This window comes from Bacillus sp. CDB3 (assembly GCF_002081505.1).
Classification (GTDB): domain Bacteria; phylum Bacillota; class Bacilli; order Bacillales; family Bacillaceae_G; genus Bacillus_A; species Bacillus_A cereus_AT.
In genome coordinates this window covers 78,741-97,902 of sequence record NZ_ALBR01000101.1, presented here as the reverse complement: position 1 = coordinate 97,902, position 19,162 = coordinate 78,741, and the positions used below count along the sequence as shown (strand labels likewise).

Here is a 19,162-nt window from a genome sequence, read left to right as displayed (position 1 = left end):
CCCCTCACTGAACAGCTATAGTTTAAATTTCTTGACTTTTAAGACAAATTCCTTTAATTTTCTATCGACAAAGTCATGTGAAATACATCGTATTTTGCTATCATTTTACATATCTCGCTAAAAAGGGAGTTGTTTCCATGTTTACAAAAGAAAGTTATGCAGGATCTCGTGAAGAGCAATATGAGACCGTAATTAAACAACTGGATGCATTATTAACTGGCGAACCAAACGTAGTCGCAAACTTATCAAATGCGTCCGCACTATTAAACCAATTTTTAGATCGCGTTAATTGGGTTGGCTTTTATGTAACAGAAGGAAATCAGCTTGTTCTTGGACCATTCCAAGGAATGCCTGCTTGCGTGCGCATTCCATTTGGACGAGGCGTTTGCGGCGCAGCAGCTGAAACGAAAACAACGCAGCTTGTGGCGGACGTCCATCAATTCCCAGGACATATCGCTTGCGATAGTGCTTCTAATTCAGAAATCGTTGTACCGATTCTAAAAGACGGAAATGTCATCGGTGTACTTGATATTGATAGTCCTGAAAAAAATCGTTTTGACGAAGTAGATCAGCACTATTTAGAAAAGTTTGTGGAAACACTCCTAAAACATATTTAAAAAAAGAAAAGAGCGAGTTGTCGATTTAGTACGTCATGTACGAAACCGATAACTCACTCTTTTTTATTGATTAACAGTAGATATTTTCTTTAACGCTTGCTCTAAATCAGAAACGATATCTTCCCATGATTCTAAACCGACAGATAAACGAATTAAATTATCGAAAATACCCATTTCTTTTCTTAGTTCAGCTGGAATAGCAGCATGTGTCATCGTTGCTGGATGCTGAATTAATGTTTCTGTATCACCTAAACTTACAGCAATTGTAATAAAATGTAGGTCATTGATAAACGACTGTGTTTCCTCTTTTCCGCCTTTAATTGAAAAAGAAATAACGCCCCCGCCTCGTTTCATTTGCCGGGATGCTAATTCCCCTTCCGGGTACCAAACACCTTCTACCGCTTCATGATTTTTCAAAAACGATACAATTTTTTCCGCATTATCACAATGACGATCCATTCTTACTGCTAATGTTTTTAATCCGCGTAACAATAACCACGCATCAAATGGCGCCATAATACCGCCGATATCTTTTCGCATCGGACGAATTTTGTCAGCTAACGCTTTCGTTCTACAAATCGTTACACCCGCTACAACATCCCCGTGACCACCAATATATTTTGTCGCACTGTGAACGACGGCGTCACAACCGAGCTCAAGAGGTCTTTGTAAATAAGGTGAACAAAACGTATTATCGACAATAACAAGCAAGTCATTTCGCTTCGCTACCCCGATCACCTTTTCTAAATCAATTAATTTCATCGTTGGATTAATTGGTGTTTCAACGAAAATGAGCTTTGTATTTGGGCGGATTTTATTTTCAATATCAGCCTCTGTTTCCATATCACAAAACGAATGCGTAATCATAAATTTCTCTTCTAACACTTCTAAAAAACCGTAAGTACATCCATATAATCCATTTGAACAAATAATATGATCTCCAGCCTTTAGAAAGCCAATTAAAGTTGCTGAAATGGCTGCCATACCTGAACCGAACGCCAGCGCTTCCTCTCCACCTTCTAAAACAGCCATACGTTCTTCAAATAACTTCACAGTTGGATTCCCAAGCCTTGAATAAATATAAGATGGATCTTCTCCCGCAAAACTCGCTTCTCCTTGCTGTGCTGTCTCAAACGTAAATGTAGAAGTTTGAAATAAAGGTGGTGTTAAACTCCCTTTATTCTCATTTGATTCATAACCATGATGAATTAGTGCTGTCTCTATATGTTTCTTTTTCATAAAAACATCCCCTTTATGTTTTTACTGCCGCATATTCATCAACAAAAAATTGATGAACGTTTTTACTACATTTTATGTAAGCGTTTTATTTCTGTTTCTATCTCTTCTTTTATATTGTTTTAAATTCCTTCTTGTTAATTTCCAAAATTTATATGCATAAAACAAAAAGGGAGTCGCTTGACGAAACTCTGGGTAAAAGATATAATAGCGTTTGTGTAAAATAAAAAGGCAGCCTTGTAATGTGAGTTTATCGTTTGTATTTTGTTCCTCTACGGAGGTGTATCTCGTAACTCCCTGCTGCTGGAGCGAAGGTACATGAAAACAAAATGCCCGTAAATATCGATTACGTCTGTTTTTATTTTACGTAAATAAAAACATTTTTAAAGGAGGAGTCAACTATGGCTCGTTATACAGGTCCAGCTTGGAAACTGTCTCGTCGTCTTGGAATCTCTCTAAGCGGCACAGGAAAAGAATTAGAAAAACGCCCTTACGCACCAGGTCCTCACGGTCCTAACCAACGTAAGAAACTTTCAGAATACGGTTTACAATTACAAGAGAAACAAAAACTTCGTCACATGTACGGCATGACTGAGCGTCAATTCCGTCGCACATTTGACCAAGCAGGTAAAATGCCTGGTAAGCACGGCGAAAACTTCATGATCCTTCTTGAAGCTCGTCTTGACAACTTAGTTTACCGTATGGGCTTAGCTCGCACTCGTCGTGCAGCTCGCCAATTAGTAAACCACGGTCACATCACAGTTGATGGATCTCGCGTAGATATCCCATCTTACCGTGTAAAAACCTGGTCAAACTATCAGCGTTCGCGAAAAATCTAACAGCCTTGTTGTTGTTAAAGAAGCGATCGAAGTTAACAACTTCGTACCAGAATACTTAACTTTCGATGCTGATAAGTTAGAAGCTACTTACACTCGTCACGCTGAGCGTTCTGAGTTAGCAGCTGAAATCAACGAAGCATTAATCGTAGAGTTCTACTCTCGTTAATGACAAAAAGCCAATCCTCTGGATTGGCTTTTTTCAATTCTCACCATATTTTTTTATATCCCACGTAACACAAAAATCCCAATACTCTATACTCCCATCTAAAACAAATATTTTTTATTTAATCAAATTCAAACAAAAAGAATAACCTTCCTATTTTCATACAGAACTTCTGTTATATTATGAATTTTCACAGAATAACAATGATATTAAGAATTTTAAACTTTATAACAAGGAGACGTTGCTATGGAATTCAGAAATGACATAAATAAAATAGCTAACCAAATTTTAGAACGAAAAGAGTACATAACTAATGAAGAAATGACCAAGCAATCATTAATTATTCCTTTTCTTCAAAAGCTAGGTTATGACGTTTTCAACCCTTTAGAAGTTAGACCTGAGTATATTGCAGACTTTGGAACTAAAAAGGGAGAAAAAGTCGATTATGCGGTTTTCAAAAATGGAGTTCCAATTATTTTAATTGAGGCAAAATCTGTAACAGAAAATCTCCTTAAACACGATGCGCAACTATCTAGGTATTTCAATGCCTTACCTGATGTCAAAGTAGGGGTACTAACTAATGGTGTAGAATACAAGTTTTATACTGATTTAACAAATGACAATGTGATGGATGAAAAACCTTTCTTCACATTCAGTATGGATAATTTAACCAATGTAGATATTGAAACGATTGAAACTTTTACAAAAGAAAATTTTGAAGCTGAAGGAATTGTAAAATATGCCGAAGAGCTTATTTATATGACCAATTTAAACTCTACAATTAAAGAATTATTTAAAAATCCTTCAGATGACTTCCTTCGTTTTCTAATTAAAGACTTTAGCTCAACTAGAATTACAAATAACGTTTTAGAGCGATTCCGACCAATTGTTAAAAAAGCAATTAATCGAACACTATTAGAAATAATCAGTGATGGTTTAACACCAAAAGAAACAAAAACATCGGAGAAAATAGAAACAAGCCTAGTTGCAGCCGCTTCCGCCGAAATAATTGAAGATATAAGCAAAGAAGACAAAACAGATAGAGTTTTCACTACCGAGGATGAATTGACTGCCTTTAACATTGTTAAAGGGATATTAACTGAAAATCAAAGAGACATTAGCGATCTTAAATATAAAGATACCATTAGTTATTTTTGCATCATGAATCGTGTAATCACAAAATGGTTTATACGTCTCTTCCTTGATGGAGATGCAAAATCCTTAGTTGTAAGACTAGATTTAGAAGCTACTAAACAGCTATGTCCTAATTTCGTTGTTGAGCAAGCCCCAAAATCACAGGGAGTAAGTAGAATTTTCATTGATAATGTTAATGATTTAAAAGATTTGGAACCACTTATCATTTCATGCTATGATTAAATTTTAGCTAATGTTTAAAAAGAGGGATTTCCAACGCAATGAAAAAAAGCCAATCCTCTAGATTGGCTTTTTTTCATTTATATATAAAATAAAATTATTTATTTTCCTCTTTTTGAACATATACATAAGCATCTTTCTGCTCTTTATGTATATCAACCTTCGTGTTCTCTGCAAGCTGACCCGCATTTAGCAAAGAAAAAATAATGAGCGCTTCTAGTGACATTTCGTTTTACCACTCCTTTCTATTTGTTATACGTTTATCATACCGCTTACATGTGATTTCCGTATGAACTCGAAAAGGAGATTACAACAAAAGGGTTACAGAAATATGAATGCACGCTATAATATCCATAATATAGGAGGTTGATTCATTTTGACAATAAATCAAATGGTTCAGTTAGGCAGTTCATTTATGCTGTTTATTACTTCCGCACTTATGAGTTGGTATCAGGGGAGTAATTTAATAGATTATCCCGATGAATGGAAATATAGCGCTAAGTTTACGAATTATTTTAAAGGGTACGTTTCACATTATGACGATATTTATCAAATCGATTTCTTTATATATGCGGCAAAATTTTATCCCGCGGCATTTATCGTTATGTTAATTAGCTTACTTTATATGCTCATATTAATTCTTCATATTCTATTTACAAGAAAATATCAGACAATCTAAATTCATACATAAAAACCCCGAATCATAAACTTTTCAGCCTACAATTCGGGGTATTATTTGTTATATATTCGTTTCTGATTAGTAACGAATTAAGAAATATTTCTTTTTACCGCGGCGAATGATTGTGAATTTACCTTCGATGCGGTCGTTTTCTGTTACAACGTAGTCTAATGCTTGTGTACGCTCACCGTTTACGTAGATTGCGCCGTTCGTTACATCTTCACGTGCTTGACGTTTTGATGGAGAGATTTTGCTTTCTACAAGTAAGTCGATTAATACTGTATCTTCTGCAGTACGTTCTACAGATGGTACGTCTTTGAATCCTTGTTCGATTTCGCTTGCAGTCAGTTCTGCTACAGAACCGCTGAATAGTGCAGCTGAAATTTTAATTGCTTGCTCTAACGCTTCTTCGCCGTGAACAAGTTTTGTCATTTCAGAACCTAATGCTTTTTGTGCTGCACGTTTTTCTGGCGCTTCCGTTACTTGCTTCTCAAGCTCAAGAATTTCTTCGTGAGATAAGAATGTGAAGTATTTTAAGTATTTAACTACGTCGCGGTCATCTGTGTTAATCCAGAATTGGTAGAACTCGTAAGGAGTTGTTTTCTCTGGGTCTAACCAAATTGCGCCGCCTTCTGTTTTACCAAACTTCGTACCGTCAGATTTTGTAACAAGTGGAATTGTTAAACCGAATGCTTTCGCATCTTCTTCTGATTTACGGATTAATTCAAGACCAGCTGTAATGTTACCCCATTGGTCACTACCACCGATTTGAAGACGGCAATTGTGCTGTTGGTATAAGTTTAAGAAGTCGTATGATTGTAAAATCATGTAACTAAACTCAGTGAATGAAATCCCAGTTTCTAAACGAGATGCTACTGTATCTTTTGCTAACATATAGTTTAAACCGAAGTTTTTACCGATATCGCGTAAGAATGTAATTACATCTAAGTTACCAAGCCAGTCATAGTTGTTAGCCATTGTTGCTGGGTTGTCCACGTTTTCAAACTCTAAGAAGTTTGAAAGTTGGTTTTTAATGCTTTCTGTGTAGTAAGCAACTGTATCTTTTGTATTTAATGTACGCTCTGCTTTTTTACCACTTGGGTCACCGATCATACCAGTACCACCGCCAACAAGTGCGATTGGTTGGTGACCAGCTAATTGGAAACGACGTAACATTAATACTGGTAACATATGACCGATGTGTAAGCTATCCGCTGTCGGGTCGAAACCACAGTATAATTTAACGCTTTCTTTTTCTAATAATTGCTCAAGGCCCTCAGCATCTGTTTGCTGATTAATCAGACCGCGAAATTCAAGATCTTGTAAAATACCCATATCCTACATACTCTCCTTTAAGTTCATTACTGGCGTGAAGGTTGAAAACATAAAAAAATCGCCCCTTTAAATAAGGGACGATTTTGATTATCGCGTTACCACCCTAGTTGCAGACAAAAAAAAGCCTACCACCTTATTTACATAACGGCTTAGCACCGTCTTTTCCCTTTTGAATACAATTCAATCGAAAAAAGATGCTCTAGGGGCGTAATTCGCGATCATCTATGTGCTGATTTTCACCGGCCATCAGCTCTCTAAAACAGGGAAATGATCACTACTTCTCCCTTTCCACGCTCAATTATTCATATACTTTTCTTTATACCATCATTTATATAGGCATGTCAAATAGAGGTGGGGTTTCTCTGCTTAACAATCCTTTATAACGTCGCAAAGAGTATCGTAATAAGAGAAAGAATTGGAACACCAACTAATAACGATACATGAAACACAACCGATAAATCATTCCCAATCGTCGCCTCCACAGGATCTTTCGCTGGAGAACCAAGAAATCCGATTAATCGATCGAAGCGACTTACCGTTTTTGGAAAATCTGGTATTTCTACATGGTCACTATCTAAATGCTGCTGTAATTTATATTCACTCTTAAAGGGATTTTCGCTCAATTTCATCCACCTCCAGCAATTGTTTCAATTTCTTTATTCCGTTATGAAGTCTCGACTTCACTGTTCCAATCGGAATGTTTAATATCTCTGCAATCTCTTTTTGCTGCATATCATGATAATAAGAAAGAATAAGAACAGCTCGCTGTTCTTCAGGAACTTTCAAAATTGCTTCTCTTACTGTGAGCCGATCTTCGTGAGAAAATTCTTTTTCTTGAATCGGCACTAAAAATGGCAAAAGCGTACGCCACTTTTTTCTTCTATTTAATTTATTAATCATAAGACGATAACCAATTTGAAATAAATACGTTTTTATTTTGCCTTTTTCAGGTTCATACATATGTTTCTTACGTTCTAACGTCAAAAACGTATCTTGCACGAGATCGATACTTAATTGTTCATCTCGGTTAAATCGATATAAAAATGTGTATAGCGCTGGTTTAATTAAAACGTATAGTTTTTCCCCAGCCTGCTTATCTCCCTTTTGGTACGCAAGCATGAGGTCCTCCTCAATCCCAATCTGCGCCATGATTTTTGATCTCCTTTATTCCTTTTAACGTTAACGAAATGCGGGAAATTAAATATACACTTGCGACAATAATCCACGCTTGTGATTGAAGCGTAAAAAATTGAACATATGAGTTTTGTATTGTATGACCACTTAACACTAAAATATTTAATACTTGCACGCATATGCATGCATACACTGCAAGACAAGCCGAAATCGTATCAAATACATTCCAGCGAAAATACACTTTTGTTTTTGTAAAATCAATTTTATATCCTTTTTTTCGTACTATATGTTTTCTATCAAACGGAATAATGATTGAAAACATAACAATCATTATGACTCCAACTGTAATCATTGAAAATTTAAATCCAATTGGTATTGGCAAAAATAATCCACCAGAAAATACAACTATAATTCCAACTAAAGCAAAAGTAAGCATCAATTTATTAGACATATAAAAAGCCTCCCTCATCTATTCTTTCATAAATGTATACAGACGAGGAAGGCAATGCGTTCAAATATTATTTTATTTTTTTAATAATTTTTGCAGGATTCCCGCCAACTACTACATGATCAGGCACATCTTTCGTTACAACGGCGCCAGATGCGATAACTGCATTATCTCCAATTGTTACACCTGGATTAATAATCGCTCTTCCGCCAATCCATACGTTATCGCCAATTGTAACTGGTTTTCCGTATTCTGATCCGCTTATGCGCTCTACTGGATCAAGCGGGTGTGTTGCTGTATAAATGTGAACACCTGGAGCAAACATACAATTCACTCCAATTGTTACTGGGCATACGTCCAAAATTGTACAGTCAAAGTTCGCGTAAAAATTTTCGCCAACATGAATGTTATAACCGTAATCACATCTAAAAGAAGATTCAAGATGAATATTGTCTCCTGTCGTTCCGAATAATTCTTTTATGATTTCGCTACGCTCTTTTAATTGTACTTCTGGCGTATCATTGAATTTTCTCGTTAATATACGAGCCTGCTCCCTCTCTTGAACTAAAACTGGATCAGCCGGTATGTACATTTCTCCTAGTATCATCTTTTCTTTTTCTGTTTTCATCATACTCCCCCCTTCAACTCATATATATAAGTTTATGATATCACAAAAAAAGAAAGGTCTGAACGTTTTTCGTTCAGACCTTTCCCTCTTAATCTTCCATCGTTGATAAGTCACCTGTTGGTAAATTCAGCTCCCACGCTTTTAATACGCGGCGCATAATTTTACCACTTCTCGTTTTCGGTAATTTATCTCTAAATTCAATTTGTCTTGGCGCTGCATGAGCTGCTAGGCCTTTTTTTACAAATTGACGAATCTCTTCTTTTAATTCATCCGATGGTTCATATCCCGCACGAAGCGCGATAAATGCTTTAATAATTTCACCACGTACTGGATCTGGAATACCAATTACACCAGCTTCTGCAACAGCAGCATGCTCGATTAGTTTACTTTCTACTTCAAATGGACCAACGCGCTCACCTGACGTCATAATTACATCGTCAATACGTCCTTGGAACCAGAAGTATCCATCTTCATCCATATAAGCTGAATCACCTGATACGTACCAGTCTCCTGGCATAAAGTAAGACTCATATTTTTGCTGGTTATTCCAGATTCCACGCATCATAGCTGGCCAACCTTTACCGATTGCTAAGTTCCCCATTGTGTATGGAGGCACTTCATTTCCTTCATTATCAACAATCGCTGCTTTCACACCTGGAATTGGTTTACCCATTGAACCCGGACGGATTTCCATACAAGGGTAGTTACAAATAACTTGTCCACCTGTTTCTGTCATCCACCACGTATCATGAATACGAAGTCCAAATGCGTTCATACCCCAGCGAATTACTTCTGGATTTAATGGCTCACCAACACTTAATACGTGGCGCACTTGTGATAAATCGTATTTTTTAATTGCGTCTTGTCCAGCTCCCATTAACATACGGAAAGCTGTTGGTGCACTATACCAAACTGTTACACCGTAATCTTGCAGCGCTTCATACCACGCTTCTGGACTAAATCGTCCGCCTAAAATAACATTTGACGCTCCGACTAACCACGGTGCGAAAATACCGTAAGCAGTTCCAGTTACCCAGCCTGGGTCAGCTGTGCACCAATATACATCATCTTCTTTTAAGTCCAATACCCACTTCGCCGTTTGATAGTGCTGCACCATTGCGTTTTGCGCATGAAGTACACCTTTTGGCTTACCAGTAGAACCAGACGTATAATGAAGAATTAAACCGTCTTCACGGCCTAACCATTCGATATGTAATTCTTTTGAAGCTTGTTCAAATAAAGGATTGAACGCTACAAGTTTACCGCCCTCTTCTGCATTGTCTCCAACAAGAAAGACTGTTTTTAAAGCTGGTAAATCATTTAATGGTATGCGCTCTAACAATTCAGGCGTTGTAATTAACACCTTTGCTTCGCTATCTTCTAAACGATCGCGAACTGCACCTTCCATAAATGCTTCAAATAGCGGCCCAACAATTGCCCCTAATTTCACCGCACCTAAAAGCGCAAAATATAATTCTGGAGAACGCGGCATAAAAATAAAAACGCGATCGCCTTTTTCAACATCGCCATAATTTTTCAGGACGTTTCCTGCTTTATTAGAAAAATCCTTCATTTCCTTAAATGTATATTTCTCTTTTCGCGATCCATCTTGATAATAAAGGGCTACTTTATTTTTACGATCGGATTTCGCATGCTTATCAATTGCTTCATACGCCATATTTACTCGGCCTGTCTCATTCCAAGTAAAATTTTTATTAACCTCTTCCCAGTTAAAATTCGCGTATGCCTCTTCATAATTCGGCAAATTATTTTTTCCTTTAATGACTGGAAGCGTTTCTACTTTCATACTTTACATCCCCCTCCTATGTATTCTATTATCTATTATAATGACATTTTTTAAAATTTTCAGTATATTTGTTGATTTTTAGACAAATTTTTACTGACAAAATTCGATTCACATCGCATATATTATAAAGTACGATATTAATAGATTCACAAACCCTCAAGGTGGTGAGCAATACATTGATTCATAAAAAAATATATAATGCTAGAAACTTAAAAACAGCGAAGGGCACTTTAATTATTGAAGGTCCTGTCTCTACACATAATCTTGAAATGTATGAATTCCATCCAGATTTAGTTGCGTTTCGTCCTGCCGAACAGCAATATAAAGCAATTGTCGAAATTTCTAAATTACCAGAAGCTCGTCTCATTATTGCTAGACATGACCAAACGATCGTTGGATATGTTACATACTTGTATCCTGATCCGCTCGAGCGATGGTCAGAAGGAAAAATAGAAAACTTAATTGAGCTCGGGGCAATTGAAGTAGTCCCAGCCTTCCGCGGGTGCTCTGTCGGAAAGAACTTATTAGAAGTTTCAATGATGGATGATTATATGGAAGATTACATTATATTAACGACTGAATATTATTGGCACTGGGATTTAAAACAAACAGGCTTAAATGTTTGGGAATACCGAAAAGTAATGGAAAAGATGATGAATGCTGGTGGTTTACAATGGATGGCTACAGATGATCCTGAAATTTGTTCACACCCTGCTAACTGTTTAATGGTCCGTATTGGAAAACGTGTTGATACGGATTCCATTCAAGCATTTGATCGTCTACGTTTTCACAATCGTTTTATGTATTAATAAAGGGGGCAACTGGAATGATTGTAGAAGAAATTATGAATCAAAATGTAGTTACACTACATCCAAACGATACAATCGAAACAGCAATCCGAACGATACGTACGAAAGGCATTCGGCACATTCCAATTGTCGATCAAAATAATCATGTCGTAGGCATTATTTCTGATCGGGATGTAAGAGATGCAAGTCCGTCTATTTTAGATGAACAAGTTTCACTCGATATGCTACGGCAACCGCTTGAACTTATTATGAAACATCCTGTTATGACTTGCCATCCTCTCGATTTCGTTGAGGAAATTGCTACGTTATTTTTTGAAAATAAAATTGGCTGTCTTCCTGTTACAAAGGCTGGGAAGTTAGTTGGAATCATTTCTGAATCTACGGTCTTGCACACGTTAGTGAAATTAACAGGAGCACATCAACCAAGTTCACAAATTGAAATTCAAGTAAAAAATGAACCTGGTATTCTCGGAAAAGTCGTTGCTATTTTTAGTGATTTACAAATAAATATCGTGAGCGTTCTCGTCTATCCAGCAAAAGATGAGAATGATAAAGTACTCGTTTTCCGCATTCAAACGATGAATCCGCTAAAAGTGATTGATGCACTTGAAGCAGAAGGCTACCGCGTATTATGGCCGAACATTATGGGGATGCAAGCATGAGTAGCGCGTTTATTTATTCGGATGACTTTCGGGGCTATTCGTTTAGCCCTGATCATCCTTTTAACCAACTGCGCGTCACACTTACGTATGATTTATTACAAAAGAGCGGTTTTATCTCTCCCTCTCAAGTCATCCCGCCACGGATGGCTACAGATGAAGAGATTGCCTACGTTCATACAGAGGAGTACATAAATGCGGTAAAACGTGCTGGAGAAGGTAAGTTAGAAAAATCGATTGCGATGACATATGGACTCGGAACAGAAGATACACCGATGTTTCCAAATATGCACGAAGCAAGTGCGTTACTCGTTGGCGGTACGTTAACAGCTGTTGACGCTGTTCTTTCCGGAAAAGTAAAGCACGCGCTTAATTTAGGCGGCGGCTTACATCACGGCTTTCGCGGCAAGGCATCCGGATTTTGCATTTATAACGATAGTTCCATCGCAATGAAATATATTCAGAAAAAATACGGTTTACGCGTCCTATATATCGATACAGATGCTCATCATGGTGATGGTGTACAGTGGTCTTTTTACGATGATCCTAACGTATGCACCATTTCATTACATGAAACTGGGCGTTATTTATTCCCTGGAACTGGCGCTGTAAATGAACGCGGACAAGGTAATGGCTATAGTTATTCTTTTAACGTTCCACTCGATGCTTTTACAGAAGACGAATCATTCTTAGAGTCATATCGAACTGTCGTAAAAGAAGTTGCAGCATACTTTAAACCGGATATTATTTTAACGCAAAATGGCGCTGACGCACATTATTATGATCCACTTACACACCTTTGCGCGACGATGAATATTTACCGTGAAATACCGAAGCTCGCTCGCGAAATCGCCAATGAATATTGTAACGGTCGCTGGATTGCTGTCGGCGGCGGTGGCTATGACCACTGGCGCGTCGTCCCAAGAGCTTGGGCACTTATTTGGCTCGAAATGAACAACATCCAAAACATCTCAGGTTATCTCCCTCCAGAATGGATTGACGCTTGGAAAGGACAAGCCGAAACAGATCTTCCCCTCACATGGGAAGATCCAGACAACATGTATAAACCTATCCCCCGTAAACCAGAAATTGAAGAAAAGAATGCATTAACTGTAGCGAAATCCCTTGAAATTATTCGGAATAATATGACAAAATCTTTGTACTAAAATAAAAGGAGGCTCGTTTTTGAATAGCCTCCTTTTATTTATTGTCGGTTTCTGTCGGTAAGTCGATATGTTTTGATAATCGCCGATATATCTTGAGATTCGCTGATATATTTTATTTAATAATTAACTGGTCCAACTTTTATGAGAAAAGGTAGTGATATTATGTGGACACAACAAATGATCCACACGAAACGCGGGACATTCGAATTCTTTGCAAAAGGCAATGGCGAACCACTTTGCATTACACACCACTATTCACAATTTAATGAAACCGGTGATTATTTTGCGGATGTTTTTACTTCCACACATCGTGTATTCCTCATTAATTTACGAGACGCTGGTAACTCTGCAAAAGCCCAGTCAAAAAATGAATTAAGTATGATTGAAACCATTCACGACTTAGAAGCAATAAGAGAAGCTTTACAACTTCCAACATGGCATTTCGCTGGTCATTCAACAGGCGGTATGCTTGGACTTTTATATGCCATTACATATCCAACTTCCTTGCAATCATTAGTTATCGTCGGAGCCGCAGCAAGTAACTATACCGAAACACCATTTTGTATTTATAACCCAGCACATCCGCAGTTTCATTATATGCAACAACTCATCGAAAACTTAAAAAGCCCTCACCTTACAAATGAAGAACGAAAGGAACTCTCTACTAAGAGGACAAAATTATCTTTGTATAAACCTGAAAACTACAACTCTTATTTTTGTAAACCAATCAAAAAAACAATGTCTGTTAGCCGGATGAACGCTTTCTCTCACGAATATCCTTCATTTGATTTAAGAGAGAATTTACCTTCCATCCAAACAAAGACCCTTATTATATGCGGAAGACATGATGTACAGTGCCCGATTCAGTATTCTATCGAGATGCATGATGGCATACGTAATTCTATCTTTATTACATTTGAGAACAGCAACCATTATCCTTTTTTAGAAGAAGCTACTCTGTTTACTTCTACTACTCAAACATTTTATAAATCGTTACACTAGTACCGTTATTATTAAGGAAAGCTCACAGCCTCTATAAGACTATGAGCTTTTTTCAAAAGAAATATTTCACACTAAAAACAACTAAAAGAACACAAGAAATAACAACTAAACCCACATCAAGTAATACTGCCTTTTTATCTCCTTCTTTTAAACTTATCATAAAACTAGAAATTATTTTAATTGCAAAAAAGACCATCATAAATAACCCACCGAAATGATCATTCGTAGAATCTTCATCATAAAACATTTGTATTGCACCAATAATTAATAAAATAAGTATGATATTAGTTCCAATCTTTGAAGCCTTGTTTGATTTATTATTCTTTAATTCAGCCCCCAAAATCTAACACTCCCTCTTAAACTATCGTGTGTGTTAGCAAAACAAAGATGCTTTCTCTCTCTTTATATTTTAACATAAATTTCCTTATTCATACTTTTCCTTACAGTTGCAGACGTTCACAACAATAATGCCGCTCTCTTCATTGTAGTATGCCCGCGCTCATAACTTCGAAGAGATAGAGAAGATTTTGTTAGAAGGACGTAAGTAAAAAGCTATTTTTTGCCTTCCTCCCCCACCCTATGCTACATTTAACCCGTTACATCAATATTAATAGGGTGGGAATAAACATGAACAAACCTAAAATTGGGATGATTGGACTTGGAAGTATTGCACAAAAAGCCTATCTTCCAACACTTACAAAAGAAACAGATTGGGATTTTGTAGGGGCGTTTACACCTAATGCGGAAAAAAGGAAACAAGTTTGCCAGCAATATCGTATTCAAGACTTTCATTCTATGGAAACACTAGCTTCTGAATGTGATGCAATCTTCGTTCATAGTTCAACTGCTACACATTATGAAATCGTTTCTGAACTTCTGAAAAAAGGAATCGACGTTTATGTTGATAAGCCGCTAGCTGCTACCATTGAACAAGCAGAGAAGCTAGTTGACATGAGTGAAAAGTACAATCGAAAGTTAATGGTAGGATTTAATCGCCGATTCGTTCCTATGTACGTTGCTGCCAAAGAGCAAGCTAATGATATTTCATGGATTCGAATTGAAAAGCACCGCACAAATAAAGTGGGGCCATATACGTATGACTTTACGATGTTAGATGATTACTTACATATTGTAGATACTGCTCGCTGGTTAGCTAATGATGACCTTAACGTCGTTCACAATATGATGCAAGTCAATGAAAAGAATGAACTTCTGTACGGGCATCATACATATACAACTGCAAATGGACTATTACTTTCTACAGCGATGCATCGCCATGCTGGTACAAATTTAGAACAAATTGAACTTGTAACGACAGGTAAAATCATTCGCGTAAAAAATATGAACACATTTGAAGTTGAGCAGGAAAGTTCAGTTTCACAGATTGGTTCACCATCATGGGACACGACGTTAAAACAGCGTGGTTTTGAAGATGCGGTTCACCATTTTATCGAATGTGTACAAGGTAATACAAAGCCGGTTATAGATGGATTAGAAGGGTTAAAAACACAGCAATTGCTCCAATCTTTACTGCATTCTGCAAACAAAAATTAAAACGGATACATTTTTCAGAATTTACTTTCATTCCCATTTCCTCTTTATTTCTCTTCCAAATTTCTATAGAATATGTTGATAGGAATTATAAATTTCATAATGAATCGTGGAAAGGATGGGATTGACACATGTGGAACGAATTTAAAAAATTCGCGTTCAAAGGGAATGTAATTGATTTAGCTGTCGGGGTTGTAATCGGTGCTGCATTCGGTAAAATCGTTAGTTCTTTAGTAAAAGATATCATCACACCATTACTTGGTATGGTATTAGGTGGCGTTGACTTTACAGATTTAAAAATTTCATTCGGTAAATCATCTATTATGTATGGTAACTTCATCCAAACTATTTTTGATTTCTTAATTATTGCAGCTGCTATCTTTATGTTTGTTAAAGTTTTCAATAAACTAACATCTAAAAGAGAAGAAGAGGAAGAAAAGACAGAAGAAATTCCAGAACCAACAAAAGAAGAAGTTCTTCTTGGCGAAATTCGCGACTTACTAAAACAACAAAACTCTTCTAAAGATAGAGCATAATTGAACGGATAAAAGGCATGCCCCTTAGGGACATGCCTTTTTTTATGCTATAACGTTTCTGAATTCATATGAATAAATATAATAATACCTGCAACCATAAGTACCATAATGCTACCTGCAAATAGTGTAATACCAATAAACATTAAGCTCGTACTTAAATCTATCGAAATACTTTCAGTAAAAATTGAAATTACATACGTGATAAGGGCGATTCCTGCAAGAATACTTCCTGGAACAAATCGCTTTAAGCCATTTTGTTTTAACGTCATATATGCAAAAATAGCAGTCATACAAAGCGTAATTATCCAAAGAACGATCATCTCTTCTCCCCCCTCACAAGCCTTTTCTTTCTATTATACATGACATTGCCCTATAATAGGTGAATTTGCACTTATGTGACATATAACAAGGAATCCTATTCTACATTATGGCTTAGAAGAACATTTCAGGAATAAAATCCCAATATTTTTTTGAAGAAAGTATTATTCTCGTTAAAGCAAACAGTTTGGAAGAAGCTCATGAGCTAGGGGAACAGGTAGCTATACAATCTGTAGATACGTACGATAATATGTACGATCAGCAAGTAACATGGAATTTTCGAAAAGTGCTTCATGTTTTCGAGTTAGACGATACGCCATTTGACACAGGAAAAGAATTGTACGCAAGATTTTTACATGTTAAGAAAAATGAAACTGTAGATACAGTAGTAAAAAAATACTACCCTGAATATGAATAAAAGCTCACAGCAATCGCTGTGAGCTTTTTTATACTTACTTCGTTGAATCTCTAAATTGGATACGGTGAGGTAAGATAACAGTGTGATCTTCCACTTTTTCTTTGTTCATATACTTTGTTAATAGACGCATTGCTACTGCACCGATATCATACATTGGTTGTACAACTGTTGAAAGCTGTGGGCGTACCATTAATGCAAGGCGTGTGTTATCAAAGCCAAGCACTTCTACATCAGTTGGTACGTTTAATCCAGCGTCTTGTGCTGCGTGGATTACACCTAGTGCCATTTCATCAGAAGATACGAAGATTGCTGTTGGCTTTTCATCACTGCTCCAAAGCTTTTCAAATGCTTCGATACCTGAATCATATGTGTAATCTCCATCGATTACAAGATTTTCATCATATGAAATACCTGCTTCTTCTAAAGCTTTTTTATAACCTTGTAACTTCTTCGCGCTTCCTGCTTTATCAATGAAAGGACCAGAGACGAAACCGATACGTTTATGTCCTTGCTCAATAAAGTGCTTCATTGCATCGTAAGCTGCTTGTATATAATCAATATTTACTGATGGCGTTTCATTTTGCTCATCAAATGATGCTGCTAATACAATCGGTACTGGAGATTTTTTGAATTCTTCAATGTGAACATCTGTAATATCTTCACCCATGAAAACAATCCCGTCCACTTGTTTCCCAAGCATCGTATTTAATAAGTGGAACTCTTTCTCTTTGTTTTGATCAGAGTTACTTAAAATGATGTTATATTTGTACATTGTTGCGATATCTTCAATTCCACGAGCAAGTTCTGCATAAAACGTATTTGAGATATCAGGAATAATAACACCCACTGTAGTTGTTTTCTTACTTGCTAGTCCACGTGCTACCGCATTTGGGCGGTATCCTAAACGATCAATTGCTTCTAATACTTTCTTTCTTGTTGTAGGCTTTACATTTGGGTTACCGTTCACAACACGTGATACGGTAGCCATTGAAACGTTCGCTTCACGAGCTACATCATAGATTGTTACGTTCATCTCTTCGCACACTCCTTCTATTTATGTTATCTATTTTTATGTATCGGTTCACTTGAATGAAAAAAAGACATCAACTCTATTTGCAGATGCCAACAATCGTCCCGAGTTCTTCCTTTTACTAATGATACGATAAAAACGCAGGCTCATACAATATTTTCCCGCAAAAGTTTCGAAAAAATTCGCTTCTTTTCTCGTATTTTCGTATTTTTTATGCAAAAAAGGGCAATTTTTGTAAAAAGTCTATGTAACAAAGCCTACATAGACTAAAAAATCTTTTTATAATTTACTTCCGAATGCTTTTAATTCTTTCATAAACTCATTGAATTCTGGAATATCCATTTGTTGTGCTGCATCTGATAATGCAACTGCTGGGTCCGGATGTACTTCAGCCATAATAGCATCAGCACCAATTGCCATAGCCGCTTTTGCAGCTGGTAATAGAAGGTCGCGTCGCCCTGTAGAATGCGTTACATCGACAACAACAGGTAAATGTGTTTCTTTCTTTAAAATTGGCACAGCGGAAATATCAAGCGTATTACGCGTTGCTGTTTCATATGTGCGAATACCTCGTTCACATAAAATGATATTACCGTTCCCCTCTGCCATAATATATTCTGCCGCATTAATAAATTCTTCAATTGTTGCGGATAAACCACGCTTTAATAATATCGGCTTATTTACAGCACCAGCTGCTTTTAATAGCTCGAAGTTTTGCATGTTGCGAGCGCCAATTTGAATAACATCAACATAATCTAATGCCATTTCAATATCATTCGGATTTAAAATTTCACTAATAACAGCTAAATCATATTCATCTGCAACTTGGTGTAAAATTTGCAATCCTTCTAATCCAAGACCTTGAAAATCATATGGAGATGTACGAGGCTTGAAAGCACCACCACGCATTAGTTTCAGACCTTGCTCTTTCATTGCTTCTGCAACTTGGCGTACTTGTTCATAACTTTCTACAGCACATGGTCCCATAATAAAATGTTGGTTTCCATCGCCAATTTTCTCTCCATTAATCTCCACAATCGTATCTTCTGCTTTTTTCTTACGAGAAACAAGTAGCGCTTTGCGATGATCGTCTTCTTGTAATTCTAAACCAGCTTGAAAAATTTGTTTAAAAATATGTTGTAAGGTCGATGTTTCAAATGGACCATTATTATTCTCCGCAAGTAAATTCAACATTTCTCTTTCACGTACAGGGTCAAAACGTTTCACACCTTGTACTTCTTTTAAGTTTCCAACCTCTTGTACGAGACGGCCTCTTTCATTCAATAACTCTAATAATTGTAGGCTGATTTGATCGATGCTAGAACGTAATCGATCTAACTCTTGTGATGCCATAAGAAAGCCACCTCTTTTAAATTTCTTCATTAACTTTTTTAAGATAACTTATTATAGCTG

The 19,162-nt window shown here is 36.7% G+C and carries 21 protein-coding genes, 2 pseudogenes and 1 other annotated feature; of the genes and pseudogenes, 11 read left to right on the top strand and 12 right to left on the bottom strand.

Annotated features, from left to right (window positions below):
* Window positions 1-137: 137 nt before the first annotated feature.
* Entirely contained in the window at window positions 138-617 is a 480-nt protein-coding gene (locus tag CDB3_RS27350; RefSeq protein ID WP_097833085.1) for a GAF domain-containing protein, read from the top strand.
* 63 nt (window positions 618-680) lie between these two features.
* Here CDB3_RS27350 and megL read toward each other — a convergent pair whose 3' ends face one another.
* Complete coding sequence (gene megL / locus CDB3_RS27345; RefSeq protein ID WP_128856639.1) at window positions 681-1,856, bottom strand: methionine gamma-lyase; 1,176 nt, start codon at window positions 1,854-1,856, stop codon at window positions 681-683.
* 398 nt (window positions 1,857-2,254) lie between these two features.
* Between megL and rpsD the strand changes: the two are divergent.
* Window positions 2,255-2,858, top strand: a pseudogene (gene rpsD / locus CDB3_RS27340) (30S ribosomal protein S4).
* 243 nt (window positions 2,859-3,101) lie between these two features.
* Window positions 3,102-4,232 (top strand): type I restriction endonuclease, encoded by a 1,131-nt coding sequence (locus CDB3_RS27335; RefSeq protein ID WP_128856638.1) that lies wholly within the window; start codon window positions 3,102-3,104, stop codon window positions 4,230-4,232.
* A gap of 94 nt (window positions 4,233-4,326) precedes the next feature.
* Here the strand turns inward: CDB3_RS27335 and CDB3_RS27330 are convergent, their stop codons facing one another.
* Window positions 4,327-4,455 carry a hypothetical protein gene (locus CDB3_RS27330; RefSeq protein WP_002112286.1) on the bottom strand — a complete coding sequence of 43 codons (129 nt, stop codon included), beginning with the start codon at window positions 4,453-4,455 and terminating at the stop codon, window positions 4,327-4,329.
* Window positions 4,456-4,605: 150 nt separating this feature from the next.
* Here CDB3_RS27330 and CDB3_RS27325 point away from each other — a divergent pair, with 150 nt between their 5' ends.
* Entirely contained in the window at window positions 4,606-4,908 is a 303-nt protein-coding gene (locus CDB3_RS27325) for a YjdJ family protein (protein ID WP_128856637.1), read from the top strand.
* A gap of 78 nt (window positions 4,909-4,986) precedes the next feature.
* Here CDB3_RS27325 and tyrS read toward each other — a convergent pair whose 3' ends face one another.
* The 6 genes from tyrS to acsA all read right to left on the bottom strand — a co-directional run bounded on the left by tyrS (window position 4,987) and on the right by acsA (window position 10,260).
* Window positions 4,987-6,243, bottom strand: a complete 1,257-nt coding sequence (gene tyrS, locus CDB3_RS27320) for a tyrosine--tRNA ligase (protein ID WP_070145127.1) — start codon at window positions 6,241-6,243, stop codon at window positions 4,987-4,989.
* 70 nt (window positions 6,244-6,313) lie between these two features.
* Window positions 6,314-6,543 (bottom strand) — a binding site (T-box leader).
* 77 nt (window positions 6,544-6,620) lie between these two features.
* Window positions 6,621-6,866 (bottom strand): hypothetical protein, encoded by a 246-nt coding sequence (locus CDB3_RS27315; RefSeq protein WP_016130335.1) that lies wholly within the window; start codon window positions 6,864-6,866, stop codon window positions 6,621-6,623.
* Complete coding sequence (locus tag CDB3_RS27310) at window positions 6,847-7,392, bottom strand: RNA polymerase sigma factor (protein ID WP_128856636.1); 546 nt, start codon at window positions 7,390-7,392, stop codon at window positions 6,847-6,849. The genes CDB3_RS27315 and CDB3_RS27310 overlap by 20 nt, the downstream gene beginning before the upstream one ends.
* Entirely contained in the window at window positions 7,373-7,828 is a 456-nt protein-coding gene (locus CDB3_RS27305) for a hypothetical protein (protein ID WP_128856635.1), read from the bottom strand. Before CDB3_RS27305 ends, CDB3_RS27310 begins: the two co-directional genes overlap by 20 nt.
* 67 nt (window positions 7,829-7,895) lie before the next feature.
* The gene (locus tag CDB3_RS27300) at window positions 7,896-8,456 is read right to left on the bottom strand and encodes a sugar O-acetyltransferase (protein WP_128856634.1); all 561 of its coding nucleotides are present in this window, start codon (window positions 8,454-8,456) and stop codon (window positions 7,896-7,898) included.
* Between the two features lie 85 nt (window positions 8,457-8,541).
* The gene (gene acsA / locus CDB3_RS27295) at window positions 8,542-10,260 is read right to left on the bottom strand and encodes an acetate--CoA ligase (protein ID WP_128856633.1); all 1,719 of its coding nucleotides are present in this window, start codon (window positions 10,258-10,260) and stop codon (window positions 8,542-8,544) included.
* A gap of 176 nt (window positions 10,261-10,436) precedes the next feature.
* Between acsA and acuA the strand changes: the two genes are divergently transcribed.
* From acuA to CDB3_RS27275, 4 genes are all read left to right on the top strand, one after another.
* On the top strand, window positions 10,437-11,069 hold the full coding sequence (acuA, locus tag CDB3_RS27290) for an acetoin utilization protein acetyltransferase AcuA (RefSeq protein ID WP_060632556.1): 633 nt from the start codon (window positions 10,437-10,439) through the stop codon (window positions 11,067-11,069).
* 17 nt (window positions 11,070-11,086) lie between these two features.
* Window positions 11,087-11,731 (top strand): acetoin utilization AcuB family protein, encoded by a 645-nt coding sequence (locus tag CDB3_RS27285; protein ID WP_002145365.1) that lies wholly within the window; start codon window positions 11,087-11,089, stop codon window positions 11,729-11,731.
* Complete coding sequence (gene acuC, locus CDB3_RS27280) at window positions 11,728-12,894, top strand: acetoin utilization protein AcuC (protein WP_128856632.1); 1,167 nt, start codon at window positions 11,728-11,730, stop codon at window positions 12,892-12,894. The genes CDB3_RS27285 and acuC overlap by 4 nt, the downstream gene beginning before the upstream one ends.
* Window positions 12,895-13,035: 141 nt before the next feature.
* A complete protein-coding gene (locus CDB3_RS27275; protein ID WP_128856631.1) occupies window positions 13,036-13,896 on the top strand; it encodes an alpha/beta fold hydrolase in 861 nt (286 codons plus the stop codon).
* 52 nt (window positions 13,897-13,948) lie between these two features.
* Here the strand turns inward: CDB3_RS27275 and CDB3_RS27270 are convergent, their stop codons facing one another.
* The gene (locus tag CDB3_RS27270) at window positions 13,949-14,236 is read right to left on the bottom strand and encodes a hypothetical protein (protein ID WP_128856630.1); all 288 of its coding nucleotides are present in this window, start codon (window positions 14,234-14,236) and stop codon (window positions 13,949-13,951) included.
* A gap of 287 nt (window positions 14,237-14,523) precedes the next feature.
* Here CDB3_RS27270 and CDB3_RS27265 point away from each other — a divergent pair, with 287 nt between their 5' ends.
* Both CDB3_RS27265 and mscL read left to right on the top strand, forming a co-directional pair.
* The gene (locus CDB3_RS27265) at window positions 14,524-15,450 is read left to right on the top strand and encodes a Gfo/Idh/MocA family protein (protein WP_128856629.1); all 927 of its coding nucleotides are present in this window, start codon (window positions 14,524-14,526) and stop codon (window positions 15,448-15,450) included.
* 128 nt (window positions 15,451-15,578) lie between these two features.
* Window positions 15,579-15,983 (top strand): large-conductance mechanosensitive channel protein MscL, encoded by a 405-nt coding sequence (mscL, locus tag CDB3_RS27260; RefSeq protein ID WP_097833105.1) that lies wholly within the window; start codon window positions 15,579-15,581, stop codon window positions 15,981-15,983.
* 47 nt (window positions 15,984-16,030) lie between these two features.
* Here mscL and CDB3_RS27255 read toward each other — a convergent pair whose 3' ends face one another.
* Window positions 16,031-16,303 carry a DUF3917 domain-containing protein gene (locus CDB3_RS27255; protein WP_000636596.1) on the bottom strand — a complete coding sequence of 91 codons (273 nt, stop codon included), beginning with the start codon at window positions 16,301-16,303 and terminating at the stop codon, window positions 16,031-16,033.
* A gap of 149 nt (window positions 16,304-16,452) precedes the next feature.
* On the opposite strand from CDB3_RS27255, the pseudogene CDB3_RS27250 reads away from it, so the two are divergent.
* Window positions 16,453-16,719: pseudogene (locus tag CDB3_RS27250) on the top strand (DUF4288 domain-containing protein); the annotation flags it as partial.
* Between the two features lie 34 nt (window positions 16,720-16,753).
* On the opposite strand, the gene ccpA reads toward CDB3_RS27250, so the two are convergent.
* Window positions 16,754-17,752 (bottom strand): catabolite control protein A, encoded by a 999-nt coding sequence (gene ccpA, locus CDB3_RS27245; protein ID WP_128856627.1) that lies wholly within the window; start codon window positions 17,750-17,752, stop codon window positions 16,754-16,756.
* 276 nt (window positions 17,753-18,028) lie between these two features.
* Entirely contained in the window at window positions 18,029-19,102 is a 1,074-nt protein-coding gene (locus tag CDB3_RS27240) for a bifunctional 3-deoxy-7-phosphoheptulonate synthase/chorismate mutase (protein ID WP_128856626.1), read from the bottom strand.
* Window positions 19,103-19,162: the final 60 nt, after the last annotated feature.